27 protein-coding genes are annotated in these 26614 nt (G+C 54.2%); 17 read left to right on the plus strand and 10 right to left on the minus strand.

Annotation, left to right across the window (positions count from 1 at the left end; all coding sequences use genetic code 11):
• The first annotated feature begins 38 nt into the window (after nucleotides 1-38).
• A complete protein-coding gene (gene rph, locus Q0824_RS15685; protein ID WP_298452845.1) occupies nucleotides 39-755 on the plus strand; it encodes a ribonuclease PH in 717 nt (238 codons plus the stop codon).
• Between the two features lie 138 nt (nucleotides 756-893).
• Here the strand turns inward: rph and Q0824_RS15690 are convergent, their stop codons facing one another.
• Complete coding sequence (locus Q0824_RS15690; protein WP_298452849.1) at nucleotides 894-1700, minus strand: exodeoxyribonuclease III; 807 nt, start codon at nucleotides 1698-1700, stop codon at nucleotides 894-896.
• Between the two features lie 81 nt (nucleotides 1701-1781).
• Here Q0824_RS15690 and pyrE point away from each other — a divergent pair, with 81 nt between their 5' ends.
• Both pyrE and Q0824_RS15700 read left to right on the plus strand, forming a co-directional pair.
• Nucleotides 1782-2420 (plus strand): orotate phosphoribosyltransferase, encoded by a 639-nt coding sequence (pyrE, locus tag Q0824_RS15695; protein WP_298452852.1) that lies wholly within the window; start codon nucleotides 1782-1784, stop codon nucleotides 2418-2420.
• Between the two features lie 3 nt (nucleotides 2421-2423).
• A complete protein-coding gene (locus Q0824_RS15700) occupies nucleotides 2424-3077 on the plus strand; it encodes a DUF4124 domain-containing protein (RefSeq protein ID WP_298452855.1) in 654 nt (217 codons plus the stop codon).
• Nucleotides 3078-3211: 134 nt separating this feature from the next.
• Here Q0824_RS15700 and Q0824_RS15705 read toward each other — a convergent pair whose 3' ends face one another.
• Nucleotides 3212-3592: a hypothetical protein gene (locus Q0824_RS15705; RefSeq protein WP_298452858.1), complete on the minus strand. Its 381-nt coding sequence runs from the start codon at nucleotides 3590-3592 to the stop codon at nucleotides 3212-3214.
• Nucleotides 3593-3955: 363 nt separating this feature from the next.
• Here Q0824_RS15705 and Q0824_RS15710 point away from each other — a divergent pair, with 363 nt between their 5' ends.
• Nucleotides 3956-4471, plus strand: a complete 516-nt coding sequence (locus Q0824_RS15710; protein ID WP_298452862.1) for a fibronectin type III domain-containing protein — start codon at nucleotides 3956-3958, stop codon at nucleotides 4469-4471.
• A 13-nt stretch (nucleotides 4472-4484) separates the two neighbouring features.
• Here the strand turns inward: Q0824_RS15710 and Q0824_RS15715 are convergent, their stop codons facing one another.
• A complete protein-coding gene (locus tag Q0824_RS15715) occupies nucleotides 4485-4823 on the minus strand; it encodes a DUF2782 domain-containing protein (protein WP_298452865.1) in 339 nt (112 codons plus the stop codon).
• An 87-nt stretch (nucleotides 4824-4910) separates the two neighbouring features.
• Here Q0824_RS15715 and polA point away from each other — a divergent pair, with 87 nt between their 5' ends.
• Entirely contained in the window at nucleotides 4911-7658 is a 2748-nt protein-coding gene (polA, locus tag Q0824_RS15720) for a DNA polymerase I (RefSeq protein ID WP_298452868.1), read from the plus strand.
• A 72-nt stretch (nucleotides 7659-7730) separates the two neighbouring features.
• Here the strand turns inward: polA and Q0824_RS15725 are convergent, their stop codons facing one another.
• The 3 genes from Q0824_RS15725 to Q0824_RS15735 form a co-directional block, all read right to left on the minus strand.
• Entirely contained in the window at nucleotides 7731-9152 is a 1422-nt protein-coding gene (locus Q0824_RS15725; protein ID WP_298452871.1) for a TonB-dependent receptor, read from the minus strand.
• A 121-nt stretch (nucleotides 9153-9273) separates the two neighbouring features.
• Nucleotides 9274-10395 (minus strand): PilT/PilU family type 4a pilus ATPase, encoded by a 1122-nt coding sequence (locus Q0824_RS15730; protein ID WP_298452874.1) that lies wholly within the window; start codon nucleotides 10393-10395, stop codon nucleotides 9274-9276.
• A gap of 77 nt (nucleotides 10396-10472) precedes the next feature.
• Complete coding sequence (locus tag Q0824_RS15735; protein WP_200203444.1) at nucleotides 10473-11507, minus strand: type IV pilus twitching motility protein PilT; 1035 nt, start codon at nucleotides 11505-11507, stop codon at nucleotides 10473-10475.
• A gap of 139 nt (nucleotides 11508-11646) precedes the next feature.
• Between Q0824_RS15735 and Q0824_RS15740 the strand changes: the two genes are divergently transcribed.
• The 10 genes from Q0824_RS15740 to Q0824_RS15785 all read left to right on the plus strand — a co-directional run bounded on the left by Q0824_RS15740 (nucleotide 11647) and on the right by Q0824_RS15785 (nucleotide 20719).
• Nucleotides 11647-12351: a YggS family pyridoxal phosphate-dependent enzyme gene (locus Q0824_RS15740; protein ID WP_298452879.1), complete on the plus strand. Its 705-nt coding sequence runs from the start codon at nucleotides 11647-11649 to the stop codon at nucleotides 12349-12351.
• A gap of 61 nt (nucleotides 12352-12412) precedes the next feature.
• On the plus strand, nucleotides 12413-13258 hold the full coding sequence (gene proC, locus Q0824_RS15745; RefSeq protein ID WP_298452882.1) for a pyrroline-5-carboxylate reductase: 846 nt from the start codon (nucleotides 12413-12415) through the stop codon (nucleotides 13256-13258).
• 18 nt (nucleotides 13259-13276) lie between these two features.
• Nucleotides 13277-13861, plus strand: coding sequence for a YggT family protein (locus tag Q0824_RS15750; RefSeq protein ID WP_298452885.1), 585 nt, complete (start codon nucleotides 13277-13279; stop codon nucleotides 13859-13861).
• Between the two features lie 258 nt (nucleotides 13862-14119).
• Nucleotides 14120-16084 (plus strand): dynamin family protein, encoded by a 1965-nt coding sequence (locus Q0824_RS15755; RefSeq protein WP_298452887.1) that lies wholly within the window; start codon nucleotides 14120-14122, stop codon nucleotides 16082-16084.
• A gap of 135 nt (nucleotides 16085-16219) precedes the next feature.
• Complete coding sequence (locus Q0824_RS15760) at nucleotides 16220-17368, plus strand: homoserine O-acetyltransferase (RefSeq protein ID WP_298452889.1); 1149 nt, start codon at nucleotides 16220-16222, stop codon at nucleotides 17366-17368.
• Nucleotides 17365-17967, plus strand: coding sequence for a methionine biosynthesis protein MetW (metW, locus tag Q0824_RS15765; RefSeq protein ID WP_298452892.1), 603 nt, complete (start codon nucleotides 17365-17367; stop codon nucleotides 17965-17967). The genes Q0824_RS15760 and metW overlap by 4 nt, the downstream gene beginning before the upstream one ends.
• Before the next feature lie 32 nt (nucleotides 17968-17999).
• On the plus strand, nucleotides 18000-18425 hold the full coding sequence (locus Q0824_RS15770; RefSeq protein ID WP_298453178.1) for a DUF4426 domain-containing protein: 426 nt from the start codon (nucleotides 18000-18002) through the stop codon (nucleotides 18423-18425).
• A gap of 7 nt (nucleotides 18426-18432) precedes the next feature.
• Nucleotides 18433-19032, plus strand: a complete 600-nt coding sequence (gene rdgB / locus Q0824_RS15775; protein ID WP_298452895.1) for an RdgB/HAM1 family non-canonical purine NTP pyrophosphatase — start codon at nucleotides 18433-18435, stop codon at nucleotides 19030-19032.
• A 5-nt stretch (nucleotides 19033-19037) separates the two neighbouring features.
• On the plus strand, nucleotides 19038-20186 hold the full coding sequence (hemW, locus tag Q0824_RS15780; protein WP_298452898.1) for a radical SAM family heme chaperone HemW: 1149 nt from the start codon (nucleotides 19038-19040) through the stop codon (nucleotides 20184-20186).
• Nucleotides 20186-20719, plus strand: a complete 534-nt coding sequence (locus Q0824_RS15785) for a hypothetical protein (RefSeq protein ID WP_298452901.1) — start codon at nucleotides 20186-20188, stop codon at nucleotides 20717-20719. The genes hemW and Q0824_RS15785 overlap by 1 nt, the downstream gene beginning before the upstream one ends.
• Before the next feature lie 17 nt (nucleotides 20720-20736).
• On the opposite strand, the gene trmB is transcribed toward Q0824_RS15785, so the two are convergent.
• The 3 genes from trmB to Q0824_RS15800 form a co-directional block, all read right to left on the minus strand.
• Nucleotides 20737-21489, minus strand: coding sequence for a tRNA (guanosine(46)-N7)-methyltransferase TrmB (trmB, locus tag Q0824_RS15790; RefSeq protein ID WP_298452904.1), 753 nt, complete (start codon nucleotides 21487-21489; stop codon nucleotides 20737-20739).
• 71 nt (nucleotides 21490-21560) lie between these two features.
• The gene (locus tag Q0824_RS15795; protein WP_298452907.1) at nucleotides 21561-23087 is read right to left on the minus strand and encodes a YifB family Mg chelatase-like AAA ATPase; all 1527 of its coding nucleotides are present in this window, start codon (nucleotides 23085-23087) and stop codon (nucleotides 21561-21563) included.
• Between the two features lie 90 nt (nucleotides 23088-23177).
• Nucleotides 23178-23432, minus strand: a complete 255-nt coding sequence (locus tag Q0824_RS15800; RefSeq protein ID WP_298452910.1) for an accessory factor UbiK family protein — start codon at nucleotides 23430-23432, stop codon at nucleotides 23178-23180.
• 389 nt (nucleotides 23433-23821) lie between these two features.
• Here Q0824_RS15800 and glnK point away from each other — a divergent pair, with 389 nt between their 5' ends.
• Together glnK and Q0824_RS15810 are read left to right on the plus strand one after the other, a co-directional pair.
• On the plus strand, nucleotides 23822-24160 hold the full coding sequence (gene glnK / locus Q0824_RS15805; protein ID WP_200203395.1) for a P-II family nitrogen regulator: 339 nt from the start codon (nucleotides 23822-23824) through the stop codon (nucleotides 24158-24160).
• Between the two features lie 71 nt (nucleotides 24161-24231).
• On the plus strand, nucleotides 24232-25500 hold the full coding sequence (locus tag Q0824_RS15810) for an ammonium transporter (RefSeq protein ID WP_298452915.1): 1269 nt from the start codon (nucleotides 24232-24234) through the stop codon (nucleotides 25498-25500).
• Nucleotides 25501-25566: 66 nt separating this feature from the next.
• Here the strand turns inward: Q0824_RS15810 and speE are convergent, their stop codons facing one another.
• Nucleotides 25567-26448 (minus strand): polyamine aminopropyltransferase, encoded by an 882-nt coding sequence (gene speE / locus Q0824_RS15815; RefSeq protein ID WP_298452919.1) that lies wholly within the window; start codon nucleotides 26446-26448, stop codon nucleotides 25567-25569.
• Nucleotides 26449-26614: the final 166 nt, after the last annotated feature.

Here is a 26614-nt window from a genome sequence, read left to right on the forward strand (position 1 = left end):
AACATCCCGGACACTTACCTCAGAAATCAGGAAACACTATGCGTCCAAGCGGCAGAACCCCCGAACAGCCCAGAGAAATTCGCCTAACCCGGAATTACACCCGCCATGCTGAGGGTTCCGTACTGGTTGAATTCGGGGACACCAAGGTCATCTGCACGGCTTCTGTAGAAAACAAAGTGCCACCCTTCCTGCGCGGCGAAGGCAAAGGCTGGATAACCGCCGAATACGGCATGCTGCCCCGCTCAACCGGCAGCCGCATGGGCCGTGAAGCCGCCCGCGGCAAACAAGGCGGCCGCACCGTCGAAATCCAGCGCCTGATCGGCCGCTCGCTTCGCGCAGCCGTTGACATGAAAGCCCTGGGAGAGCACACCATCACCATCGACTGCGATGTAATTCAGGCCGACGGCGGCACCCGCACAGCAGCCATCACCGGCGGCTGCGTGGCACTGGCAGACGCCCTGAACCATTTGGTTGAAACCAAGCGCCTGAAGAAGTCACCACTGAAGCAAATGATTGCTGCACTATCGGTTGGCATCTACAAAGGCACACCGGTGGTTGACCTGGATTACCCGGAAGACTCCGAAGCCGATACAGACCTGAACGTAATCATGACCGACCAGGGCGGCTTCATCGAAATCCAGGGAACTGCAGAAGCGGCGCCCTTTGCTCAGGAAGAACTGGACAGCATGCTGGCATTGGCCAAGCAGGGTATTGAGAAATTGTTTGTGCTGCAGAAAGAAGCGTTGGAAGGCTAATACGGATGCCGGGGTGTTGGCAGTGATGCCGCTCGCCCAGACTGTTGGAGGCCATGGATGGCCGGAAACAAGCGTACAGGGATGTACTCGCAGCGTGTCTGGGGGAGCGGCATCACTGCCGACACTCCCCTCCAAAGCTCAAATGCCAATCTCGATATCGTAATCCATAATCACCGGAGCGTGATCCGAAAACCGGGTCGTGCTATCAATCCAGCCATCCTGAATGGTCTTGCGAATACCCGGCGTCATCAACTGATAATCCACCCGAATACCTGCATTCTTCCGCGAACCCTCAGTTTGCTCCGGCCACCAGGTAAACTGGTTGCTCTGCTTGTTGATGTCACGGAACGCGTCTACGCAACCCATCTCATCAAACAAACGATCCAGCCAAGCCCGCTCGTGGGGCAGGAAGCCTGAAAAATCCAACCTGTGGTAAAGCGGACTTGCGTCCGTTACATGCTGTGCTGTTTGCAGGTTTGCACCGAAAATAAACTGCCGGCGCTTACGCAAGGTTTTCTGCATATGCAGGCCGAACGCATCCATAAAATCGTCTTTATGGTCGAGAACCGTCAGATCGTCCTCGCTAATCAGCTCCTCCTCACGTCCCAGCGCACAGGGCGCCAGCACAGAGGCAACAGAAACCTTATCAAAATCCGCCTGAATAAAGCGCCCTTCGCGATCCGCCTGCTCGTTGGCGAAGCCATACATAATGGCCTTGGGGAAGTGCCGCGTGTAAATGCCCACGCCACCGTCCTCATTGTTTTCGCCATCGATGAAGTAAGCTTCATACCCTTCAGGAATGAGGTTGAAATCCTCAATCTCATAGGCGCGCATACGGTGATCCTGAACACACACAACGTCTGCGTCCTGCTCGGCCAGCCAGTCAAAAAAACCTTTTTCAACAGCCTGGGCAAGACCGTTGACGCTGATTGATACTACCCGCATACGTGTTCCCTGATTCGGTTTGTGTGTATGATACCGTTTTTACGCGCTATTAAAAGATTCACACCCGCCAGAAGCCCTGCCATGCACGACTATCAGCAAAATTTTATTGAATTCGCCATTCGTCGTAACGTACTTCGTTTTGGTGACTTTACTCTCAAATCCGGCCGCACCAGCCCATATTTTTTTAATGCAGGGCTGTTCAACACCGGCGACGATCTACTAAACCTCAGCCAAGCTTATGCGGCTGCAATTGCCCGCAGTGGCGTTGATTATGACATCATCTTCGGGCCTGCCTATAAGGGCATTCCGTTGGCCACTGTAACCGCCATGGCACTGGCCCAGGAGGGCAACAGCAAGCCCTTTGCCTTCAACCGTAAAGAAAAGAAAGATCACGGCGAAGGCGGTAATATTGTTGGCGCCCAGTTGCAGGGCAAAGTGCTAATCGTCGATGATGTCATTACAGCCGGCACAGCCATACGCGAATCCATCGATCTTATTCGCGGCTCAGGTGCCGAGCCTGCCGGCGTATTGATCGCCCTGGACAGGCAGGAGCGAGGCAACGGCGAGCTTTCTGCAATACAGGAAGTAGAAAGCGAATTTGGTATTCCGGTGGTCAGTATTATCCGCCTGGAACAGATTTTAGACTATCTTGAGACTAACCCTGAGTTTTCTGGCCACGCTGCAAAGGTTGCCAACTACCGGGAACGCTATGGAGTCTGATTGATGCACAAACGCCGCACCGTTTTTTCAGTTACTGCTTCTGCCCTTCTGTTTTCGCTGGTTATTCCAGTCAAAGCGGGGGCTAGCATGTACCGTTTCACGGACGAAGACGGCCAACTTGTCATCAGCAACACCATCCCGCAACCAGCCACACAGCGCGGCTACGACATCCTCAACTCGAACGGGCGCGTGATTGAAACAATCCCTCCCGCGCCAACAGAAGAGGAAATTTCTGCGCGCGAGGCAGAAAAGCAGCGCCAGAAAGAACTCTCGATTCAGCGTGAAAAAGACGCACTGCTGTTAAAACGATTCAGCCATCCGGATCAAGCCATCAAGGCCATGCACCGTAAGCTCGACGAGCTGCGAGGGCTGATTCAGCTTAAACGAGGCAACATTTCCGTCATTTCCAGCCAGCTGGACAGCGAGCAGAGCCGCGCAGCGGATATGGAGCGCACCGGGCAGAAGATACCGGACACCACACTCGAAAAAATCCGACGTCTTGAGTCCCAGATCCGCGATATTGAGCGGGAAATCTCTTGGCAAACTCAAGAAATAGACTCTCTTAAACAGACGTACGAAAAAGACATCGAACGCCTTGAACGAGTCACCGGCGAAACCCGCACCCTGACACTGGACCCCGACAACTCTGACAACTGAGTTGCCTCAGAAGCGCCGACGACCAGCCACCACATACCAGCACCTAATAAAAAGGGGCGCCAAAACCAAGTTTGGCGCCCCTTTTTTACATGCCAGCACTCAACTGCGTGCTGGCCTTACTGCATCACCTTAAATTAGGCAGAAGCAGCAGTTTTCTTCTTTGCAGTCGTCTTAGCGGCCGGCTTCTTGGTCTCTACAGACTTCTTGACGTCCTGAGCGGTTTCAGCCACAACGTCTGCGCCTTCAGCAGCTTCTTTCTCAAGCTTGGCTACGAGGTCGCCAGCAAAGTTTCCGAAACGGCTGTTCAACGTGCGCAGCTGACCAAACAGGCTGTCGCTGTAACCGTTGTAACGCTTGCGCAGGGTCTTGACGCTGTATTCACGCGCTTCTGTTTCGAGCTTTTCTGCGAAATCGAACGGCTTGGCCGAAAGCTTCTTCTGCTGCTCTTCAGCGGCATTGATGCCTTTCGCTACGATTTCCTGAAGCTGTTCCTGGTAAGTTTTGAGTTTGCTCATGTCACTTCTCCTTGGTTTACCGAATTTTTTTTAGACCTTCCCCTCATTGCTGACTGCGGTTTGGGCTGCTTGATCAGCGAGAAGGAAAGCGCTTTTCTTTGATTCTGTATCCAAGGTTACGGTGAAAAATTAGAATGTTCATACTAAAAGCAAAATGAGCACTGCGTCTGCATATAGGTTTTTTTACGGATTATTTACTTGTCAGGCACCTCTCGATCCGCATAATGCTTAGCGGTTTTCTGTAGCCCGTCTCCCCGTTTTATTCCGGCGCCGCGAACTCATAAAAATTAGAGGCTGCAACACCAGCCCCAACGTGCGAGCGATATAGCTGCGGCTCTATCGATAGCCTATTTAGAGAACGTCATGAAACGTGCCATGCCTTATCGAGTCTTCTCGCGGCGGAGCGGGTTTAGCCTGCTCGCTTGCCTGCAATTTATTGCCATTACCTCCGCACTGTTGCTTCTGGCTGGCTGTCAGGAAGATGCCAGAGCAACTCGCACAACGGTTGCCCGGGCATCTGAGCTCGCTAACAGCAGGTTCGACATGGCAACAGGTGGATTACTCGAAACGCTTGGACAAAAACCGCCAACCAACAAGCCCACAGATGACGCAAAGCCCCCAAAAGCATTGAGCTGGAGCGCTCCACAAACTCGAGAGGATGGCTCCGCACTGACGCCAGGGCAAATTGCAGGGTTCCGGATTTACTACCGCTTACGGCACGAGGACAGCTTCCATGTAATCCCTGTCGACAACCCGGAGCGCACAACTCAGCCACTTACCGACTTGTCTCCTGGCGCTTACGAATTTGAGATTACAACCGTGGATGCAGAAGGGCTGGAAAGCCGGCGCTCGGCGCCGGTTCTGGTTGATCTGATTTGAATACAAGGCGGACTTACCAGCGAAACAGTATCCAGCTCGGCACCAGCATGTCGGAATCGGTTTCCCGTATCCAGCCGCCGCCATCCGCGGGCACCAGATAGTATTCGAGCCCCACTTCCGGTACCACCTTGATCTCCATAAGCTGGCCATTCACCCGGTACTCATAGAACACCTCATCATCACCTGGCCGGATAACAATCTGTGGGCCTGCGTTTGATGACTGGTAATCAGAAACCACCACCGGCTCTCTGGGTGTTTCCACCAAGGTTTCATCCAAAGCACCGCTGTCTTGTGCTATTGCAGAACCAAAGCCCAAAACCAACAAAAAGGCAGAGCAGGCGATTCGCTTCATTTTCGTGATACCCTTTTAAACATCCTATTAAGTACAGAGTTGCACAAGCCAACCCACGCTTCAATCAGAATCCGGACCCGTTTTGACATGACAGAGCAAAAGACCCCACCTGTGGTGCTTGTGGACGGTTCGTCCTATTTATTCCGTGCATATCATGCACTTCCGCCACTCACTACCAGCAAGAACCACCCTACTGGCGCCATTAAAGGCGTTATCGCAATGATCCGGCGCCTTGACCAGGATTTTCCCGGATCAAAAGTCGTTGTCGTGTTCGACGCCAAAGGCAAAACGTTCCGCCACGACCTCTATGAAGAGTATAAGGCCAACCGGCCACCCATGCCGGAAGACCTGGCCATACAGATTGAGCCCATTCACCAGATGGTGCGAGCCATGGGTCTGCCATTGCTGATTGTGGAGGGCGTGGAGGCCGACGACGTTATCGGCACCCTGGCCAACGAAGCCACCAGCAAAGGCATTGATGTGGTGGTTTCAACCGGCGACAAAGACATGGCCCAACTGGTGAGCGACCACGTAACCCTGATCAACACCATGACCGAAGTCCACATGGATCGGGACGGTGTTTTGGAAAAGTTTGGCGTTCGCCCAGACCAGATAATTGACTACCTGGCGCTGGTTGGCGACAAAGTGGATAACATTCCGGGTGTGAACAAGTGCGGCCCGAAAACAGCCGTAAAATGGCTTGCCGCATACGACACGTTAGACGGGGTGATGGAGCACGCCGACGAGATTAAAGGCAAGATTGGCGAGTACTTGCGTGATGCCCTCGACACCCTGCCGCTAAGCCGTGAACTGGCCACTATAAAAATGGATGTGGAACTGGCTTTCGGCCTTGAAGACCTGGAGGAGCGGCAGCAGAACGACGCTGAACTGCTGGAGTTGTTCCGGGAATACGAACTTCGAGGCTGGACCAGCGAGTTGGAAAGCAAAGCTCCGGAAGCCGCCGCAGACGCCTCAAAGCAGACAGCCGAAACACCCGATGACACCCCTGCACCGGCACCAAAGGAGAAGCGTTACAGCGTAATTACCAGCCAGAAGGAATTGGACGATTGGGTCGCAAGGCTGAAAAAATCCGAGCTGTTCGCTTTTGATACTGAGACAACTAGCCTGAAATACATGAGTGCGGAAGTGGTGGGCGTGTCTTTTGCCATTGAAGCAGGCGAAGCGGCCTATGTGCCTTTTGGGCATGACTATATGGGCGCACCTGAGCAACTTGATCGTGATGACGTTCTGGCCCAGCTCAAGCCGCTACTGGAAGACCCGGCCCTGAAAAAAGTCGGCCAGAACCTGAAGTACGATAAAAACGTACTGGCCAACCACGACATCTGCCTGGAAGGCATCGCCGAAGACACCATGGTGGAGTCTTATGTTCTGAATTCCGTGTCGTCTCGCCACGACATGGACACCTTGGCCCGGAACTACCTGGGCGAGGAGACGATCACATTTGAATCCATTGCCGGCAAAGGCGCCAAGCAGCTGACATTTAATCAGCTGGATCTTGAGAAAGCAGGCCCCTATGCCGCAGAAGACGCCGACATTACCTTGCGCCTGCATCAAGTGCTGCGCCCCCAACTGGCGAAGATCGGCAAACTCCAATCAGTCTATGAAGACATAGACTTACCCCTGGTGCCGGTGCTGTCGCGCATGGAACAACGCGGCACATTAATCCGCGCAAGCACCCTGCGACAGCATAGCCAGGAACTGGCGGAACGGATGGCAGAGCTGGAATCAGAAGCCCACGACGTGGCCGGCGAAAACTTCAACCTCGCATCACCCAAGCAACTGCAGGCTATTTTCTACGAGAAAATGGGGCTACCTGTCATCAAGAAAACGCCCAAAGGTGCCCCCTCCACCGCGGAACCCGTGTTGCAGGAACTGGCCCATGAGCACGAGCTGCCGAGACTGATTCTGGAACACCGCAGCCTTAGCAAGCTCAAGTCCACCTATACGGACACCTTGCCGGAGTTGATCCATCACCGCACCGGGCGTGTGCACACCTCGTATCATCAAGCAGTAACAGCCACCGGAAGGCTGTCTTCGTCTGAGCCCAACCTGCAGAACATTCCTATTCGGACAGCCCAGGGCCGGCGCATTCGCCAGGCGTTTATAGCCGAGAAGGGCTACAAGCTTCTGGCGGCGGACTACTCGCAGATTGAACTGCGCATTATGGCGCACCTTTCCGGTGACAAAGGCATGCTGACAGCCTTTGAGAATGGCGAAGATATCCACAAGGCAACTGCCGCAGAAGTCTTTGGCGTGGCACTGGAGGACGTGAACAGCGACCAGCGCCGCAGTGCCAAGGCCATCAACTTTGGCCTGATATACGGCATGTCTGCCTTCGGCCTGGGTCGGCAGCTGGACGTGAGCCGAAAAGTAGCGCAGGAATACATAGACCGCTACTTTGAACGCTACCCCGGCGTACTCACTTACATGGACAATATTCGCAAGCAGGCCCATGACGACGGTTTTGTTGAAACCCTGTTTGGCCGACGCCTTTACCTGCCCGAGATCAATGCCCGCAACAAGCAGCTGCAGCAGGCCGCTGAGCGCACGGCAATTAACGCGCCCATGCAAGGCACAGCTGCGGACATCATTAAGCTTGCGATGATTGAAGTGGAACGCTGGCTGCTGGCAGAACATCCCGATACCGCCCGCATGACCATGCAGGTTCACGACGAATTGATTCTGGAAGTGAAGGAAGAAGCCGTTGATGAGATTCGTGAAGGGTTGATCAAACGCATGTCCGGCGCAGCGAAGCTTGCAGTACCACTGTTAGTGGAAGCTGGGGTGGGCGATAACTGGGATCAGGCACACTGAATAAAAACGCCCGGCGAGTGAACTCGGCCGGGCGTTTTCTATTGCCAGTTTGCTAGGACTTCACCGAGAGGCTTAGAAGGCCTTACTTACCTGTAAGGAAGCACTCCAGGCGCTCAGCTCGTATTCGCCTTTATAGTTGGACGCACCCGCAGATGGATCCTTCTGATCTGGCGCAGCATGGAGGTAGGAGTACTCATCAACCTTCGGGTCGTCAGTAAACAGCAAGGTACCGACGGCCGCATCAACGGTCCAACCGTTATCAACGCTCTTCCACTGGCCACCCAGAGTCAGCCAGTGCCGGTCGCTCGAAGGGATACGGGCTGTCAGATAGTTGTCTACAGGCGACTCATCCCAAGCATAACCAGCCTTCAACGCCCACTCTGGAGTTACCTGCCAGATCGAACCGACGTTAAACTGCCAAGTGTTCTTCCACTTTTCGGTGATGTGGGTAATGACTTCGTTTCCTGTCAACCCGGAAACCTGGCCCGTCCCGCCTTCGCGGCTGATGATATCCAGCTCCTCAAAACGGCTCCATCTGGAATAGCTAGCTCCAGCGAGAAGCGTGACGGTATCGTTCAACTGATGCCGTGCGCCGAGAGTGATGCTCTCGGGAATGGCCAAGGGTACTCGCACGTCCTCGGTAAGAGTTACCGGCATCAAACCAGTTGGTGGCTGCCCACCTGGAGCAGGGAAATTGCTAATTTCAACATCCCCTTCCAGGTTAAATTCGGTGCCTGTTTGCGCAGCCAAACCAAACTGAGTGCGGTCAGACAGCTCGTACAAAAAGCCAACGCGGAAAGTTACGCCAATGTCGTCACCGTTTATATCCGCGTAGGGGGCGCCGAATTCAGCCTCATATGCGTTAGCCAAAGGACCTGCCTGAGCAGGGCCAACTTGCTGTGCAAGCGCGCCACGGATATCCTGATACTTCGACAAACGTCCTTCAGCGTACATTACGTTCAAGCCAAGACCCATGGACAGGCCTTTACCGTTATTCACAGATATTGCTGGCGAAAACGAAATTACGGTCAGTTCGGTTTTATCTGCAAAATAGCGCCCAACAAAATCATCCTCGTAATCTGCAGCCAGACCATAAGGCGCATGAAAGCCAAAGCCCACATCGATCGATTCGTTGATTTCATGGGTCAGGTAGAAGTTAGGCAGAAAGGCCGGGTCTGCAATATCACCGCCGGTACCACCGTTTACTGGCCCACCCAGTGTATTCGTGGCGCTGGCACTCTTAGCCTCAGCTTTAATATCAAGAACTGCCGCACCAAAAGAAATATTCGTCCCTTTCAGCTGACTCATGCCCGCCGGGTTGAACAGTACCGTGGTTGCGTTCTCAGGGTTAGCGACAGCACCGGCGTTTGCAACGCCCATGGCACTTGCGCTTTGTTCATTCAAGGAAAAACCGCCAGCATAAACGCTGGCTGGAGCAGCTACTGCGGCCAGCGTGGCCAGCCGAATAGCGCGAATCAGACGTGTAGATTGCATAACAGCGTTCACTCCATTGTGTAATTTGGGCGGAGTATACGCATCTGTGCTTACTGGCCTCAAATGCCAAAACTAATAGTTCGAATTGCTAACAGTTCCCGGCCAGGCCGGGTTTACCTGCTTAGTCGTTCTGTATGGTCAGTTTATCCACAGATGACGACAGCTTATCTGCCCCTTGTGCATCAGCACCCAGCTTGATCATCAGGCGCAGATCGTTTGCCGAATCGGCATGCGCCAACGCATCCTCATAGGTGATTGAACCTTCAGCATAAAGTTCATACAGCGCCTGGTCAAAAGTCCGCATACCGGTTTCGTTGGACTTGGACATCAGCTCTTTAAGCTTGTGAACTTCGCCCTTTCGAATCAGATCGGCGACCAGTGGCGTATTGATCAGAACCTCAATGACCGCCTTGCGGCCTTTACCGTCTGGTGTGGGAATCAACTGCTGAGCAACAATAGCCTTCAAGTTAAGAGACAAATCCATCCAGATCTGATTGTGCTGCTCTGGCGGGAAAAACTGGATAATCCGGTCGAGCGCCTGGTTGGCGTTGTTTGCGTGGAGTGTCGCAAGGCATAGGTGGCCGGTTTCAGCGAACTGAACCGAGTACTCCATAGTCTGGCGGGTACGCACCTCGCCGATGAGAATAACATCGGGTGCCTGGCGCAATGTGTTTTTCAGCGCGACCTCAAAGCTCTCGGTATCAATGCCAACTTCCCGCTGGGTCACGATACAACCCTGGTGTTGGTGCACGAATTCAATGGGGTCTTCAATGGAAATAATATGTCCACGGCTGTTGCGGTTACGGTGCCCCAGCATGGCGGCCAGCGAGGTTGACTTACCCGTGCCTGTGGCGCCCACGAACATGATCAACCCACGCTTGGTCATAGCCAACTCTTTGACGATTTCCGGCAGCCCAAGCTCATCGACCTGAGGGATCTTCACCTCAATCCGTCGCAGTACCATGCCGCAAAGATTGCGCTGAAAAAAGGCGCTCACCCGGAAGCGGCCAATACCACGTGCGCTGATGGCAAAGTTGCACTCGTGGGATTCCTCAAATTCGGCGCGCTGCTTCTCAGTCATTGCGCCGTAAACCAAATCCCTGGTCTGCTCCGGCGTTAATGCATTTTTAGTGACAGGCAACACTTTACCGTGCACTTTCATGCTGGGCGGAACACCCGCAGTGATAAAGAGGTCTGAACCTCCTTTTTCAACCATCAGGCGAAGCAGCTTTTCGAATTCCATTTTATTTACCTATGTTCTTTCTTTTTTCTTTGGGTCTACCTTGTGCCAGCACTCTCTTTGCCTCGATGACTCGAGGGTCAGAAATTGTCCGGCATTTTCGCCTTAAGCCGCGCAGCTTCGCGGGAAATCAGCCCCTTCTGCAACAGGCGCTCCAGACACTGATCCAGCGTCTGCATGCCCAGCGAACCACCGGTTTGAATGGAAGAATACATCTGGGCAATTTTATCTTCGCGAATCAGGTTCCGAATCGCAGAGGTACCGATCATGATTTCATGAGCTGCTATGCGGCCACCGCCCATTTTTTTCATAAGTGTTTGGGAGATAACGGCTTGCAGCGATTCGGAAAGCATGGATCGCACCATGGATTTTTCCTGCGCAGGGAATACGTCTACCACCCGGTCGATGGTTTTTGCCGCTGAGGTGGTGTGCAGAGTTCCGAATACCAGATGCCCTGTTTCTGCCGCAGTGAGCGCCAAACGGATAGTTTCCAGATCCCGAAGCTCACCAACCAGAATAATGTCGGGGTCTTCCCGCAATGCGGAACGCAGGGCTTCGTTAAAGCCGAGAGTATCCCGGTGCACTTCCCGCTGGTTGACCAGGCACTTCTTGGAGTCGTGCACAAATTCGATAGGATCTTCTACAGTGAGAATGTGCTCGTAGCGCGTATCGTTTATATAGTCCACCATCGCTGCAAGCGTGGTCGATTTACCGGAACCAGTCGGCCCTGTAACCAAAACCAGCCCACGGGGAACTGAAGCAATATCCTTGAACACCTGGCCCATGCCAAGGTCTTCCATGGTCAGAACTTTCGAGGGAATGGTACGGAAAACAGCACCTGCGCCCCGATTCTGATTAAAGGCGTTAACACGGAAGCGTGCGACACCGGGTACTTCGAAAGAAAAGTCCGTTTCCAGAAACTCCTCGTAGTCCTTGCGCTGCTTGTCGTTCATGATGTCGTAGATAAGCCCATGAACTTCTTTGTGTTCCAGGGGCGGAAGATTGATACGGCGCACATCACCGTCAACACGAATCATCGGTGGCAGACCGGCGGAAAGATGCAAGTCAGACGCACCCTGTTTCGCCGAGAAGGCAAGCAGTTCAGTAATATCCATACAAGTCCTCGGAGGGCTTATTCTTTTATCCAGGTAGCGCCTGTCTGGCATGACCCTACTCCGATCACTTGGCATTTCAGTGACCTGCGAGTAACGTGTCGCCATAGAATGGGCAGACCAAACGCGACTATTTCATACTATGAGCAGCATAGCAGACAACCTCGGGAGCGTAACCCGACGCATACAAAAAGCAACATTGCAGGCGGGCCGTGATGCCGGTTCTGTGAGCCTGTTGGCGGTCAGCAAGACCCGCTCGGCTGAGGAACTCAGAGAAGCCGCTGCGGCCGGCCAATTGACCTTCGGGGAAAACTACCTTCAGGAAGCGCTCGACAAAATATCCGAGCTCAGCGACATGGCCGATATTGAATGGCATTTCATTGGCCCCATTCAATCCAACAAAACACGGCAAATCGCTTCAGCTTTTGCCTGGGTTCACAGTGTTGACCGCCTGAAAGTTGCAAGACGCCTGAGCGAACACAGAGGAACCGGGCTGCCCCCATTGAATATTTGCCTTCAGGTCAACATTAACAATGAACAGAGTAAATCCGGGTGCCGTCCAGATGAACTGCCGGAACTGGTTTCGGAGATAAGCCAGTTGCCGGGGCTCACACTCAGAGGCCTTATGGCCATACCCGACCCTGACCAAAACGAGTCCGGTTTGAGGGAGAGTTTCCGACGGCTTGCGACCATCATAAAGGACCTGAAGCGAGACTTCCCGGAAGCCGGGCCACTGGACACTCTATCCATTGGCATGTCCGGTGATCTAGAAATGGCAATCGCAGAAGGCTCCACCTGTGTTCGCGTTGGCTCAGCCGTTTTTGGCGAGCGCCCCCAGAAGAGCTGAGCAGGCCCTTACCTGTTATTATCCGAACCGGAATACAAATGAACAATCGCTGGAGCAGACCTTGAGCAAATCACCAACCATTTCGTTTATCGGTGCAGGCAACATGGCCAGCGCCATCATTGGGGGCATGCTGGATAGCGGTTTCAAAGCCAGCAGCATTTGGGCCAGCGCGCCAGACGACGGGCACCTGCAATCTATTCGTAAGCGTTTTGGAATCAGTGTGACAACCGATAACCGGTACTGCGCGCAGCAAGCAGATATAGTGGTGCTCGCGGTTAAACCCCAAGCCATGGCCGACGTATGTCGCGACATAGCTCCCATTGCCCAGAACACTCGCCCTCTGATGGTCTCTATCGCCGCTGGTCTGGGTGCCGAAACTCTTGATGAGTGGCTCGGTGGTGGTTTGCCTATCGTAAGAGTCATGCCCAACACCCCTTCGCTTGTGGGCAAGGGCGCGGCCGGTCTATTCGCCAGCGAAAGCGTCACTGATGCCCAGAAAAAAGCTGTGCAGTCGGTTTTCGAAGGCATCGGCATTGCGGTGTGGGTTGACGATGAAGCCTTGCTCCATGGCGTAACCGCCCTGTCGGGTAGCGGTCCTGCCTATTTTTTCCTGATGCTGGAGGCCCTTGAGGCCGCAGCAACAGACGCAGGCGTAGACCCTGCAACCGCGCGCCAGCTTGCCATTCAAACCATGGCAGGCGCCGCTGAAATGGCCGCCAAGAGCGAGCAGGATCCAGCGCAACTGAAGAAGAATGTGATGTCTCCGGGCGGAACAACTGAACAGGCGGTGCATACCTTCGAAGAGGGCGGCATGCGCGAACTGGTTAAAAAAGCGTATAACGCTGCGTACAAGCGCTCGGAAGAAATGGCCAAAAAGCTGGCAGGCGAAGATCAAAACAGTCACTGACAACGGAGAACAGGTTACATGCTGGCAGACATCCTGATTACGATCCTGCTGATCGCGTCCACGTTTTACATGACCATCATTCTGCTGCGTTTTTTGCTGCAACTGGCCCGGGCTGATTTCTATAACCCGATCTCCCAGTTCGCGGTGAAAGCAACAAACCCTTTGCTTCGTCCTATGCGCCGGATTATTCCTGGCTGGGGCGGTATTGACGGTGCGGCACTGGTACTGGCGGTTCTCATTCAGGCAGTCGTATTCTTCCTGATTCTTGTAGCCCTTAACGGCGGCATTCCATCCATAAACCCGCTCATACTCTTGGTTTGGGGCGTTATCGCAGTACTGGAACTGATCGTGAAGATTTACTTTTGGTCGGTTATCGCTGTGGTGGTTGTCAGCTGGATTGCCCCGGGAAGCAGCCACCCCGCCATTCAGCTTGTCGCACAAATCACAGAGCCCGTTATGCGCCCGGTGCGCAATTTGATGCCGTCCATGGGCGGATTGGACCTGTCACCCATTATCGTTTTTCTGATTCTGAACGTTATCACGGTTGTTATTGGCCACATGAAAGTGGCTGTCGGCCTTGGCGCCATTGGGCTGGGAATGTAGGTTACGTCTCAAATCAACAATCTGTAACAGTTTTCCACAAAACTTCAGAATATCATGCCGCATCTTCAACCTGTTGATTTTGCGGCAACTTCCATTAGAATCCTGCCACCGACCGCTACACACCCCGAAAATGCCTGGCCGCAAACATTACGGGAACAAGTTAGTATTAAAAGTAATTAATTAATTAATTCGTCCATCATACGGATCCCGGTTTAGCTAGCCGCGGGAATGCCGAAAGTGGTGCAGAGGGAATATCCGATGAGTCTTCAGGGAAACCTTACCCAGCAGGTAGAGGCCTACCATAACTGGAAAAAAGAGCTGATCCGCCAGATCGGCCGTTACCGGCTATGGCTCCAGGACAACAATCTGTTTTCTGATGACATCAGCGCACGGATTCGCCATGGGCTTGAACTGCTTATTGAAGATGAGCTCACCATTGCATTCGTTGGCGAGTATTCCCGTGGCAAAACGGAACTCATAAACGCTCTGTTCTTCTCCGACTTTGGCCAGCGCATGCTGCCTTCACAGGCCGGGCGCACAACCATGTGCCCTACAGAGTTGTTTTTTGATCGCAACGCCAACGAAAACTACCTTTTGCTGCTGCCCATCGAAACCCGCACCGGCGAATTGTCACTGCAGCAGCTGCGCAAGCAACCAGAACGCTGGGTAAAACATGAACTGGATGAGCGCGACCCTGAAATCATGCGCGAGGTACTGGGTGAAGTAGCTCGAGTGAAAAGCGTTTCACCCGGAGAAGCACGCGCTCTGGGCTTTGATGAAGGCATGCTGGAGCAAGACCGAAACAATCCGGGCAAGGTTCTCATTCCTGCCTGGCGCAATGCCCAGATCAGTATTCGTCACCCCCTGTTTGAGCGCGGCTTACGAATTCTCGACACGCCAGGACTGAACGCACTCGGCTCCGAGCCCGAGCTTACCATCAGCATGTTACCGCGCGCGCACGCTATTATCTTCGTGCTAAGTGCCGATACTGGCGTCACCGCCAGCGATATGACTATCTGGAAGGAATTCATTGATACCGAGCATGCCGACCACCGCGCCGGTCGCTTTGCGGTATTGAACAAGATTGACGTGCTGTGGGATGACTTGCAGGGCGAGAAGCACACTCACGATGCGATTGAACGGGTGCGCGGCTATACCGCAGATCATTTGGGCATCCGCCAACAAGATGTCATCCCACTTTCGGCAAAGCAGGGCTTGGTTGCCAGAGTGCGGAAAGACAATGATCTGTTTGCCCGCTCTAACATTGGCAATCTTGAGCAGCTGATCATTCAACGCATCCTGATGCATAAAGAGCAGCTGATCACCCAAAGCCTGATCAACGATCTGCTGGGTATGTTGCAAAACAGCCAGGCCGCCATGCAAAACCGGCTGGATTCCCTTGATGAGGAATTCAAGGCCTGCTCCGGCGTCACCATGGACAAAGCAGCCCTTTCTCGCTTGGCCGACCGTTCCCAGAAAGATTACGACTTTTACTATAAAAAGCTGATCACGTTGCGCTCAAGCCGCCGGCTTATGGCATCTCAAGGCGATATGTTGAAAAAGCTGGTAGACGAAGACCGGTTTGAAGCCCATGCCGAAAAAATCCGCAAATCCATGACAAAAAGCTGGACAACTGCGGGCATGAACAACGCCATGGAGCAATTTTTCGAATTACTTGAAGGCGACTTCAGCAACCTACTGAGTGAGGGGCGCCTTGCCGAGAAAATGGTTGGTGCTATATACCGTCGCTACAACGAAGATACCCGTGCCCGCCACCTGGAGCCTATTCCTCTCCGCGCCGGCCGCCATGTTATTGCTATAAGAGAACTGCGCAAAAAAGCCCGGCGTTTCCGCGCCAGCCCCAAAAACCTGCTGACCGAGCAGTCTGTCCTGGTACAACGTTTTTTTAATGTCATGGTGAGCGAAGCCAGAACCCTGCACGCCCGTGTACGCGCTGATGTAGAGCGCTGGCCTTCAGAAGCGCTGCTACCGATCATGCAGTACTCCATGGAGCAAAAACAGCTGCTGGAGCATCAAATCCGTCGCCTTAAGGATATGGTGAGAAGCGATCGTGACAGCCGCACCGAGCGCGAACGACTCCACAACACCATCATGGACCTGCGCCGTCAGCTGGAACTGGCAGATGCCATGCAACGGCAAATCCGTAAGCCTGCGCCAACCATGATTCAGCAAAAAGTGGTCAACATATCAGGCGGGTTCTAGCCCGCCGCTTGACCCTCATACAGTCTGTTGGTTGCAGGTATGACGACCCGCCTTTAAACTGCTCTGCTGGTACAGGTTTTTGCCCTTACCAGCAAAGCAGTTTTTAACGGACCGAACCAGGAACCTGCCGCGCCAATGCCCGATTCCCTGCCTGTGGATTCTGTCGGGGTAGTCACCCCGCAGACGTACCATTTTGAAACGCCCATTGAACTGGCATGTGGCCAAGCACTGGAGCGATACGATCTTGTGGTTGAGACCTACGGCGAACTTAACGCCGACCGCAGCAATGCTGTCCTCATCTGCCACGCGTTGAGTGGTCACCACCACGCCGCCGGTTATCATTCTATGGACGACCGCAAGCCCGGCTGGTGGGACACCTGCATAGGCCCCGGCAAGCCCGTTGATACCAATCGGTTTTTTGTGGTCTGCCTCAACAACCTTGGTGGTTGTCACGGCAGCACCGGCCCCATCTCGACCAACCCTGCCACAGGCAAGCCTTACGGCCCGGATTTCCCCGTAGTCACCGTTGGCGACTGGGTCAAAAGCCAGGCACTGCTGGCGGATCGCCTGGGAATCGACTGTTGGGCAGCGGTAGTAGGTGGCTCTCTGGGCGGCATGCAAGCATTGCAATGGAGTCTGGATTACCCGGACAGGCTGAAACATGCGGTGGCTATTGCCTCCAGCCCACGGCTCACAGCTCAGAATATCGCCTTTAATGAAGTCGCGCGGCAGGCAATCACCTCAGACCGGGAATTTCATGATGGCCGCTACTTCGATTTCGACACACTGCCCCGCCGTGGGTTGATGCTGGCTCGGATGGTAGGCCACATCACTTATCTCTCCGATGCCTCCATGGGCGAGAAGTTTGGCCGTGAGCTGCGAGATCAGGCTTACAAATTTGGTTACGATGCCGAGTTCCAGGTAGAGAGTTACCTCCGCTATCAAGGCGAGCGCTTCTCTGAAATCTTCGACGCCAATACCTACCTGCTGATGACCCGCGCGCTGGACTATTTTGACCCCGCTTATGAATTTGGCGGTGATCTTTCGAAAGCTCTGGCCAAAGCCACATGTGAGTTTCTGGTGCTTTCGTTCAGCACTGATTGGCGCTTCACTCCGGCCCGCTCCGAGGAAATGGTAAACGCCATGATTGCTGCTCGCAGGAGAGTCAGCTATGCAGAAATTGATGCGCCTTGGGGCCATGATGCATTCCTGATTCCAACCCCTCGCTATACTGATATCTTTACCGCATACATGGATCGTGTTGCCAGAGAGGTGGGCGCATGAGAGCGGATCTTGAAATCATCCAGCAATGGGTAAAGCCTGGCCACCATGTACTGGATCTTGGCTGTGGTGACGGCACCTTGCTCGATTACCTCAAGCGGGAACGCAATGCCAGCGGGTTTGGTCTGGAAATTAACCCCGACCACATAACGACCTGCATGAACCGCGGCGTTTCAGTGATTGAGCAGAACCTGGATACCCAGGGCCTGGACAACTTTGAAGACAACAGTTTCGACATTGTATTGATGACGCAAGCGCTGCAGGCAGTTCGCCGCCCAGACAAGGTGCTGGATGAAATGCTGCGCCTTGGCGACGAAGGCATAGTGACCTTCCCCAACTTTGCACACTGGCGACTGCGCTGGGGGCTGGCCCTCAGCGGTCGCATGCCCGAGTCCGACGCATTACCCTATAAGTGGTACAACACCCCCAACATACGGTTATGTACCTTCAAGGATTTTGAAGCCCTATGCCGAGAGAAAGGCATACGCATCAAAAGCCGTCGCGTAGTGGACGGTCAACACCAGAACAACTGGCTGGCGCGTTTCTGGCCGAACCTGTTGGGTGAGATCGCGATCTACCGCATTACCCGGGAGAAGACATAATGAAACCCAACGCCCTGCACAACATTATTGCCATGGCGGCAGCCGCCCTCCTGGCCGTTGTTGTGAGCTTTCCTGCTCTGGCCGGATCAGAAGATTTTGGAGACTATCAGATTCATTGGAGCGTGTTTCCAAGTACCTTTCTGACACCTGAAGTTGCAAAAGCCAACAACCTGCAGCGCAGCAGAAGTATTGGCGTCGTCAATATTTCCATTATGCAGGAAGGCACAAACGGTGCTATTGAGCCCGTATCCGGTCAGGTAGAAGGCAAGGTTTCAAACGATATTCAGCAAGTGAAGTTTCTAGCCTTTCGTAGAATACAGGAAGGTGACTCCGTGTATTTTATTGCCCAGTACCAGTACTCATCCGGCGAGCTGATGACATTCAACGTTACCGCTCGCCCTACCGGGTATAAGCAAGACCTGCCGGTACGATTTGCCCACACACTTTTTGGCGACTGAGCAGACTATGCCCGAGCAACTCGTTATTGCCAGTAACAACAAAGGCAAAATCAGCGAATTTACCCAACTCCTTGCGCCACTGAATCTTATTCCGGTGCCCCAGGGCGAACTGGGAGTGAGTGAAGCCGAAGAGCCAGCGGTTACCTTCGTAGAAAACGCCATTCTCAAAGCGCGCCATGCCGCACGCGAAACCGGCTTGCCTGCACTGGCTGACGATAGCGGTCTGGCGGTGGACGCGCTGGGCGGCGCGCCCGGGGTTCGCTCTGCACGATATGCAGGGGCCAGGGCTTCCGACCTGGACAACCTTAATGCGCTCCTTGGGGCCATGGCTGATGTGCCCGATGGCCAACGCGGTGCGCAATTCCACTGTGTGCTGGTGTACTTGCGCCATGCAGACGACCCGACCCCCATTGTTTGCCATGGACGCTGGCCGGGCACGATTCTCAGGGCGGCGCAGGGCGACGGCGGCTTCGGCTACGACCCCATCTTTCTTTGCCCGGAAAAGAAGTGCAGCGCCTCGGAACTGAGCCGTGATGAAAAAAACCGGATCAGTCACCGGGGCCGGGCCTTGGCGTTGCTGATGGAACAGCTCAAGGCCGAGGCCTGAGCCCCTTGGCCACACTCACCCCCACGCCGGTCACACCACCTTTAAGCCTGTACATTCATGTACCCTGGTGCGTGCGCAAATGCCCCTACTGCGACTTCAATTCCCATGCTGTTCAGAGCGACATACCGGAATCCGCTTACCTGAATGCGCTGTTTGAAGACATTGATCAGGATATAGCATTGGCATCAGGCCGCACGGTGGAAACCGTGTTTATAGGTGGTGGGACACCCTCGCTGATGAGCGGTGGGTTTTACCAAAATCTTTTTAAAGGGCTGCGGGAGCGGCTGAGCTTTGCACCCGATGCAGAGATCACTCTGGAAGCTAACCCGGGCACTCTGGAAGAAGGCCGGTTTGAGGCCTTCCGCGATGCCGGCATCAACCGCTTGTCTATCGGTGTGCAAAGCTTCAACCCGGCTCACCTGAAAGCTCTCGGCCGGATTCACGACAGCACGGCGGCACATAGAGCGATCGAGTCTGCTAAAAAAGCCGGCTTCGATAACTTCAACCTGGACTTGATGCACGGCCTCCCCGACCAAACTCCAAGTGAGGCGCTTGACGACCTCAAGACAGCAATGGGTCATGAGCCTCCTCACATTTCCTGGTACCAGCTGACTCTTGAACCCAATACAGAGTTCTATAGTCGACCGCCAGACTTGCCAGACGACGACCTGCTCTGGGAGATTGCCCAGCGCGGTGGCGAGTTTTTGCACCAGCACGGATTCAGTGACTACGAGGTATCTGCCTGGTGTCAGCAAGGCAAGGCCTCAAAGCACAACCTTAACTACTGGACTTTCGGGGACTACCTGGCACTGGGCGCAGGAGGCCACGGCAAAATCAGTCTTCCCGACGGCACCATAAAGCGTTACTGGAAAACACGGCAGCCAGAGGCCTACCTGAACCGAATTGGCAGTCGCACCGCAGGAAGCGACACTATTGAGGCCGCCGAGCTCCCTTTAGAGTTCCTGATGAACGCGCTGCGCCTGCGCAAAGGGGTGGACGAACGTCTTTTCTATGAGCGTACGGGTTTACCCTTATCATCCATTGAGGTACAACTTCAGTCGTTGCGTGATGATAAACTGCTGATTGATGACCGACTGCAAGCCACCGGCTTGGGGCAAAGGTATCTGAACAGCCTGTTGGAGCGTTTTCTGTAATGAACACGGCAAAACGATTGTTGGCTTTTCCCAAACGTCTGAAAGGCTGCCTGATCGCAACGGCGGTGTTACTCGCTGCACTAATACTGATTAATCAGCCCCTGAAAACCGGCTCTGCGCATCAAGGAATTGTAAGCTTTCAGCTAGCGGGGGGTGCTGAGCACGCGCTGGCGATTGTACAAAGCTGGGGAGATGAGGGTCTGCGATGGGCCAAACTGTCCCTTTGGCTCGATTTCTTTTTCATTCCTGTCTACTGCCTGACCCTGATTCTGCTAACCCGACACTGCACACTCGACCGACCTGGCATTCGTGAGCGGACCGCTGCCCGCTGGGTCAGAACATTGTTTATTTTGGCCGGTCTGGCGGATGCGACAGAGAATGTTCTGCTGCTGAACAACCTGGACGCACCCACAGATGCCATCAGTCTTGCAGCCACTATCAGCTCCCTGACCAAATTTACGGCGCTTACACTCGGCATTGCAGGGCTGGTGATTATTCGTGCTGCCCGGCGCCAGCCATTGGCACCGGGGTAACTGCCAGAACGTGAAACCTAGTTGGTGCGGTGAAATAACAAATCCCAAACACCGTGGCCCAGGTTTTCCCCACGCTTTTCAAACTTGGTGACTGGGCGATAATCCGGTCGCGGTGAGTATTCGCCCTGCTCCTGGGTATTAGCAAAACCTTCCGACTCGCCCATTACGTCCATCATATGCTCTGCGTAGTTTTCCCAGTCTGTAGCCAGATGCAGAATGCCGCCCACACGCAACTTGTGGCGGATACGCTGAACAAATTCAGGTTGAACCAATCGGCGTTTGTGATGCTTCTTTTTGTGCCAGGGATCCGGGAAGAAAACCATAACCTGATCCAGGCAAGCATCCGGTAGGCATAGATCGATCACATCGTTAGCATCTATGTTGTAAACGCGGATATTTTCCAGGCCTCGCTCTTCGATCTCCTTGAGCAAAGCGCCCACGCCCGGCAAATGAACTTCCACTCCAATGAAATCCTGCTCCGGCGCCGCTTCAGCCATGTCCGCCAAGGAACGACCCATGCCGAAACCGACCTCCAGGTTGAGCATGGCATCGCGGCCAAACACCTGACGCGGATCAATCATGCCGTTTTCACGGCTTAAGCCAAACTTTGGCCAACTGCGCTCGTAGGCCTTTTTCTGGCCTTCCGTCATGCGCCCTTGGCGCAACACAAAACTACGAACGCCCCGACGAGTTGTAATCGGCGAGTCGCTTGTTGCTTGTTTCGATGGATTTTCGTCGCCAAGGTCGTGCGGTTCTTTTTGATCAGTCATCTGCAATCCTTAACCCCCGGCTATGGGTGTTGTTAACGGTATTTGCATACAGTTTACCAGAGTAGAAAGAATCAGGCGGATACCACAGAACTCTTTCCGGTTTGACGATCAAACTGTCGGTAGCCCAGGGCCTCGATCAGGTGAGGCTGAGTAACCGAATCCGACCCGTCAAGATCCGCCAGTGTGCGGGCAACCCGCAGTATCCGGTGCAGCGCCCGGGCAGATAGCCCCAGTTTTTCCATGGCGCCAGAAAGCAACTTTTCACTGGTGTGTTCAAGGCGACAGGCCTTTTGCAACTCGCGGCCGGACAAGGTCGCATTCACACACCCGCGCTGTGCCTGGCGCTCTCTGGAAAGCGCTACCCGCTCTCGCACCACGGCACTGGGCTCGCCGTCACCGCCGGATTGCATCAGCACATCGCCACTTTGCACAGGCACTTCTACGTGCAAATCGAAACGATCCAACAGCGGGCCGGAAATTTTCGAGCGATAACGCATCACCTGCTGCGGTGTACATTGGCATTCAATGGTGGGATGCCCACTGTAACCGCATGGGCAGGGGTTCATCGCGCCGATGACCTGAAATCGAGCAGGAAAAGTGACCTGCCGCGCCGCGCGGCTGATGGAAATCTCACCAGTTTCCATGGGCTCACGCAGCACTTCCAGAACCCGACGCTCAAACTCCGGCAACTCATCAAGAAAAAGCACTCCTCGGTGTGCCAGCGAGATTTCGCCCGGCTTCGGGCTGCTGCCCCCGCCCACCAGCGCTACAGCGGAAGCGGTGTGATGGGGAGATCTGAACGGCGGTTGGCGCCAACCGCCCTCTCCTACTCCCAACCCGGCGACCGAGTGCACGCTGGCCACTTCCATGGCGTGATCATCGCTCAAGTCCGGCAGGATTCCGGGTAACCGACTGGCCAACATGCTCTTCCCGGTTCCTGGAGGGCCAAAAAAGAGTAAATTATGGGCACCAGCGGCAGCCACTTCCAGTGCACGGCGAGGGACACTCTGGCCACGCACATCCGCCAAATCAGGCATACTCGCAAGAGCAAATGGTTCAGGCTTTGTGCGGGGCACAGGCACCAATCTGGCGCGCCCGCACAGGTGCTCGCAAACCGCCAGTATATGCCCCGCTGCCAGCACATCATCATGGCTTGCAAGCGCCGCTTCTTCAGCGTTGCTATTGGGCACCAGCAAACTCCGCCCGGCATTCCGCGCTGCCAAAACCGCTGGCAACACGCCTTTTAGCGGGCGAAGTGCACCATCGAGGGAGAGTTCCCCAAGGAACTCCAAGGCAGCAAGGCTTTCGGCAGGAATCTGTCCGGAGGCGGCGAGGATGCCAAGAGCAATGGGCAGGTCAAAACGCCCACCCTCTTTCGGGAGATCTGCGGGGGCAAGGTTGATGGTTATTCTTCTGGCTGGAAATTCGAAACCTGCGTTCAATAGCGCACTTCTTACCCGTTCGCGGCTTTCACGCACCCCGGTTTCTGGTAGGCCAACAATCGAAAGCGCGGGGAGCCCTCCTGAGAGGTGAACCTCAACCGTGACCTCGGGTGCGGACACGCCAATAATGGCGCGGGAATGAACAACGGCAAGCATAACAACCTTCCATGGTTTCTGAATAATCAGTGCGGGCCCTGGACTGACCGACCCACCTTAGCCCGGCTTCCTGCCGGGGTTAAAATGAACTTACTGAGCTTTCGCAGACTTCTCCAGCTCAACCACTCTTTTTTCGAGGGACTCTACCATTTCACGGGTTTTCATAAGCACTGCTTGCTGGGCATCAAATTCGTCGCGAGTCACGAGTTCCAGACGAGACAGTACCGCCATGACCGTAGCACGGGCCTGGGTTTCAAAATCGTCTCTGGCGGCACGGGCCATATCTGGCACAAATTGCCCGAACTGCCCCTGTAATTGTGCAAAAATATCCTGTGGGCCTTTCACTCGTCACCTCACTGATTAAAATAATGTCCGGTTTCGGCCGAAAGACAACAGCCGCGACCTGTTAGCAAGAGTGTATCACACCGCCAGCCCTGCCATACTAGGCGTGGTGAGCACTATAATAACCCTGCCTGCCCCTTGGCTTGCTCCGTTGTGGCTCACGGGATGGCAGAGTGCCCTATTCTGGTGCGCAAACTGGTTCTAGGACTAATACCAACCTACAATCAAAGAATCTAACGACATGATTTAAATGTATTTTTTTGCGTTGGCACACCCGGTGCTATAGCTCTTGTACGCAATCCGCACAGTTGACGTGCAGAGCAGCAGCACTCCGAACTCAACGAATGGCCGGTGGCCTCTTATGTTGGGACGGTTTTACCAAGGAGAAAGCAATGAAACTTGTGACAGCGATCATCAAGCCTTTCAAGTTGGATGATGTCCGAGAGGCACTATCCGAGATTGGCGTACAAGGCGTTACCGTCACCGAAGTGAAAGGCTTCGGACGGCAGAAGGGCCACACGGAACTCTATCGTGGCGCAGAGTATGTGGTGGATTTTCTGCCAAAGGTGAAAGTGGAAGTCGCTATTGGCGACAACCTGCTGGATCAGGTTATCGAATCTATTACCAAAGCTGCCAACACCGGCAAGATTGGCGATGGCAAAATCTTCGTGACCGAACTGCTACAGGCGATTCGAATTCGGACAGGCGAAACCGGCGAAGAAGCGGTCTGATTCGGTTCTGATTACCTGAACAAACCAACGCAAAAAAATCACTCTGAAGTGCCTTGTGCGGAGGGCTTCCTATGGAAAGCAATGTTTTTCACCTGCAGTATGCAATAGATACCTTTTATTTTCTGATGTGCGGCGCATTAGTAATGTGGATGGCCGCCGGCTTTGCCATGCTCGAATCCGGGCTGGTAAGAGCTAAAAATACTACTGAAATCCTCACCAAAAACGTCGCACTCTATGCCATTGCCTGCACCATGTATCTGGTGTGCGGCTATGCCATCATGTACGACGGTACCCTTCTGCTGAGCGGCATTGAGCAAACCGATGCTGCAGCAGTTCTGGGAGATTTTGCAAGCCGTGAAGATGGCTTTGAGGGCGGTGCCATTTACTCCAGCGCTGCGGACTTCTTCTTCCAGGTGGTATTTGTCGCCACCGCCATGTCGATCGTATCCGGCGCCGTTGCGGAGCGAATGAAACTCTGGGCATTTCTCGCCTTTGCAGTAGTAATGACCGGCGTCATCTACCCTCTGGAAGGCTCCTGGACCTGGGGCGGCAAGGATGTTTTCGGGTTGTATAACCTGGGCGACCTTGGTTTCAGTGACTTCGCCGGCTCCGGCATCGTCCACCTGGCAGGCGCGGCCGCCGCTCTTGCGGGTGTACTGCTGCTGGGCGCACGGAAAGGCAAATACGGTCCCAAGGGCGAAATTCGCGCAATACCTGGCTCTAACCTCCCCTTGGCTGCTTTGGGCACCTTTATCCTCTGGATGGGCTGGTTTGGTTTCAACGGCGGTTCTGTTTTGAAACTGGGGGATATCGCCAGTGCCAACTCCGTTGCAATGGTATTCCTCAACACCAACGCAGCTGCCGCTGGTGGCGCCATAGCCGCCCTGGTAACCGGTCGCCTACTGTTCGGTAAAGCGGATTTAACCATGCTCCTTAACGGTGCAATCGCTGGCCTGGTGGTTATCACCGCCGAACCCTCCACTCCAAGTGCCTTGATTGCAACGCTCTGGGGCAGCCTGGGCGGTGTAGCTGTGGTGTTCAGCGTTATCTTTCTCGACAAGCTGCGTATCGACGACCCGGTGGGCGCCATCTCGGCTCACGGCGTATGCGGCTTGCTCGGACTGATGCTGGTACCTGTCACCAACGCCGATGCAACCTTCAGCGGGCAATTGATTGGCGCCGCAACCATCTTCGGTTGGGTGTTCCTCGCCAGCCTGCTGACATGGGGCATCATCAAGGCGATAATGGGAGTAAGAGTCAGCGAACAGGACGAGTACGAGGGCGTTGATTTGTCTGAGTGTGGCATGGAGGCTTATCCGGAGTTTGTTACCGGGAAGTGATACAGATGCTATCCATGCTAAAAGGGGTGCCAAATGGCACCCCTTTTTTTCAAGCGGAGCTAAATCTTAACCTTCACCCGGACGTGTCTCATCTTCAAGGGCGTCGATCATGAACTGCGGCATAGCCAGCGCTCCGTGGTGAATGCCGCTGTTGTAATAGCGGGTCACGAAGGGGCGTTTATTGGCGTCGTCTTCGCGGAAATACCTCAGCGGATTGTCTTTGCTGGCCATGGTGCAGCTCCACCAGCCGGTGGGGTATACGGGCTGAGGGAACGGCAAGGTTTGCACATGATCAAAGCCGGCTTTGCGCATGTCGTTGTGCATGTCTTTGATGATGGTATCGGTATGCAGTAACGGCGATTCGCTCTGCTGCACAATAATGCCGCCCTCACCCAGCGCCAGCATGGCGTCGCGATAGAAATCCAGAGCAAACAGCCCTTCTGCAGGGCCTACCGGGTCGGTACTGTCGATAATGATGATATCGATGCTGCCTGGATCCACTTCCCGCATCCACTGAACGCCGTCGCCAAAGAAGAAGTTGGCTCGAGGGTCATCATTGGATTCACACAGCTCGGGGAAGTACTCTTCAGACATGCGGGTTACACGCTCGTCGATTTCAACCTGCCATGCCTCTTCAACGTCGGGGTGTTTCAGCACTTCTTTCAATGTGCCGCAATCACCACCACCTATAATCACTACCTTTTTCGGGTTCTTATGTGTAAAGAGCACCGGGTGGGTCATCATCTCATGGTAAAGGAAGTTATCCCGGGTGGTCAGCATTACGCAGCCATCCAGCACCATGAGGTTGCCGAAGGTTTCGGTTTCGTAGATTTCCAGCTTCTGAAACGGTGTCTGCTCTTCGTGCAGTTTCTTCTTCACCTGAAGGGAGAAGGCGGTTCCCTGATCCTGGAATACTTCGGTGAACCAATCTTTATTCAGCGTTGTCATGATGCTCTCCTGCAAAACCCTGGTGCAATGGTCAAAACGTGTATTGTAGGGGCCTGTGTCGGCCAGCCATAGTGTTTGTTGGCAATTGTTGAGGTTTGCCGGTGTTACAGCGTCATCTACTGAATCAGGCCCTTTCGGCTGCAATGGCTAAACCCTACAATACCAA

The sequence above is a fragment of the uncultured Marinobacter sp. genome (genome assembly GCF_947488835.1).
In the GTDB taxonomy this organism is placed as follows: Bacteria; Pseudomonadota; Gammaproteobacteria; order Pseudomonadales; family Oleiphilaceae; genus Marinobacter.

What these genes read in the sequence shown, in the direction of transcription:
- rph (WP_298452845.1), top strand. Translation starts at nt 39, where the DNA reads ATGCGTCCAAGCGGCAGAACCCCCGAACAGCCCAGAGAAATTCGCCTA.
- Q0824_RS15690 (WP_298452849.1), bottom strand. Translation starts at nt 1,700, where the DNA reads ATGCGGGTAGTATCAATCAGCGTCAACGGTCTTGCCCAGGCTGTTGAA.
- pyrE (WP_298452852.1), top strand. Translation starts at nt 1,782, where the DNA reads ATGCACGACTATCAGCAAAATTTTATTGAATTCGCCATTCGTCGTAAC.
- Q0824_RS15700 (WP_298452855.1), top strand. Translation starts at nt 2,424, where the DNA reads ATGCACAAACGCCGCACCGTTTTTTCAGTTACTGCTTCTGCCCTTCTG.
- Q0824_RS15705 (WP_298452858.1), bottom strand. Translation starts at nt 3,592, where the DNA reads ATGAGCAAACTCAAAACTTACCAGGAACAGCTTCAGGAAATCGTAGCG.
- Q0824_RS15710 (WP_298452862.1), top strand. Translation starts at nt 3,956, where the DNA reads ATGAAACGTGCCATGCCTTATCGAGTCTTCTCGCGGCGGAGCGGGTTT.
- Q0824_RS15715 (WP_298452865.1), bottom strand. Translation starts at nt 4,823, where the DNA reads ATGAAGCGAATCGCCTGCTCTGCCTTTTTGTTGGTTTTGGGCTTTGGT.
- polA (WP_298452868.1), top strand. Translation starts at nt 4,911, where the DNA reads ATGACAGAGCAAAAGACCCCACCTGTGGTGCTTGTGGACGGTTCGTCC.
- Q0824_RS15725 (WP_298452871.1), bottom strand. Translation starts at nt 9,152, where the DNA reads ATGCAATCTACACGTCTGATTCGCGCTATTCGGCTGGCCACGCTGGCC.
- Q0824_RS15730 (WP_298452874.1), bottom strand. Translation starts at nt 10,395, where the DNA reads ATGGAATTCGAAAAGCTGCTTCGCCTGATGGTTGAAAAAGGAGGTTCA.
- Q0824_RS15735 (WP_200203444.1), bottom strand. Translation starts at nt 11,507, where the DNA reads ATGGATATTACTGAACTGCTTGCCTTCTCGGCGAAACAGGGTGCGTCT.
- Q0824_RS15740 (WP_298452879.1), top strand. Translation starts at nt 11,647, where the DNA reads ATGAGCAGCATAGCAGACAACCTCGGGAGCGTAACCCGACGCATACAA.
- Q0824_RS15750 (WP_298452885.1), top strand. Translation starts at nt 13,277, where the DNA reads ATGCTGGCAGACATCCTGATTACGATCCTGCTGATCGCGTCCACGTTT.
- Q0824_RS15755 (WP_298452887.1), top strand. Translation starts at nt 14,120, where the DNA reads ATGAGTCTTCAGGGAAACCTTACCCAGCAGGTAGAGGCCTACCATAAC.
- Q0824_RS15760 (WP_298452889.1), top strand. Translation starts at nt 16,220, where the DNA reads ATGCCCGATTCCCTGCCTGTGGATTCTGTCGGGGTAGTCACCCCGCAG.
- metW (WP_298452892.1), top strand. Translation starts at nt 17,365, where the DNA reads ATGAGAGCGGATCTTGAAATCATCCAGCAATGGGTAAAGCCTGGCCAC.
- Q0824_RS15770 (WP_298453178.1), top strand. Translation starts at nt 18,000, where the DNA reads ATGGCGGCAGCCGCCCTCCTGGCCGTTGTTGTGAGCTTTCCTGCTCTG.
- rdgB (WP_298452895.1), top strand. Translation starts at nt 18,433, where the DNA reads ATGCCCGAGCAACTCGTTATTGCCAGTAACAACAAAGGCAAAATCAGC.
- Q0824_RS15785 (WP_298452901.1), top strand. Translation starts at nt 20,186, where the DNA reads ATGAACACGGCAAAACGATTGTTGGCTTTTCCCAAACGTCTGAAAGGC.
- trmB (WP_298452904.1), bottom strand. Translation starts at nt 21,489, where the DNA reads ATGACTGATCAAAAAGAACCGCACGACCTTGGCGACGAAAATCCATCG.
- Q0824_RS15795 (WP_298452907.1), bottom strand. Translation starts at nt 23,087, where the DNA reads ATGCTTGCCGTTGTTCATTCCCGCGCCATTATTGGCGTGTCCGCACCC.
- glnK (WP_200203395.1), top strand. Translation starts at nt 23,822, where the DNA reads ATGAAACTTGTGACAGCGATCATCAAGCCTTTCAAGTTGGATGATGTC.
- Q0824_RS15810 (WP_298452915.1), top strand. Translation starts at nt 24,232, where the DNA reads ATGGAAAGCAATGTTTTTCACCTGCAGTATGCAATAGATACCTTTTAT.
- speE (WP_298452919.1), bottom strand. Translation starts at nt 26,448, where the DNA reads ATGACAACGCTGAATAAAGATTGGTTCACCGAAGTATTCCAGGATCAG.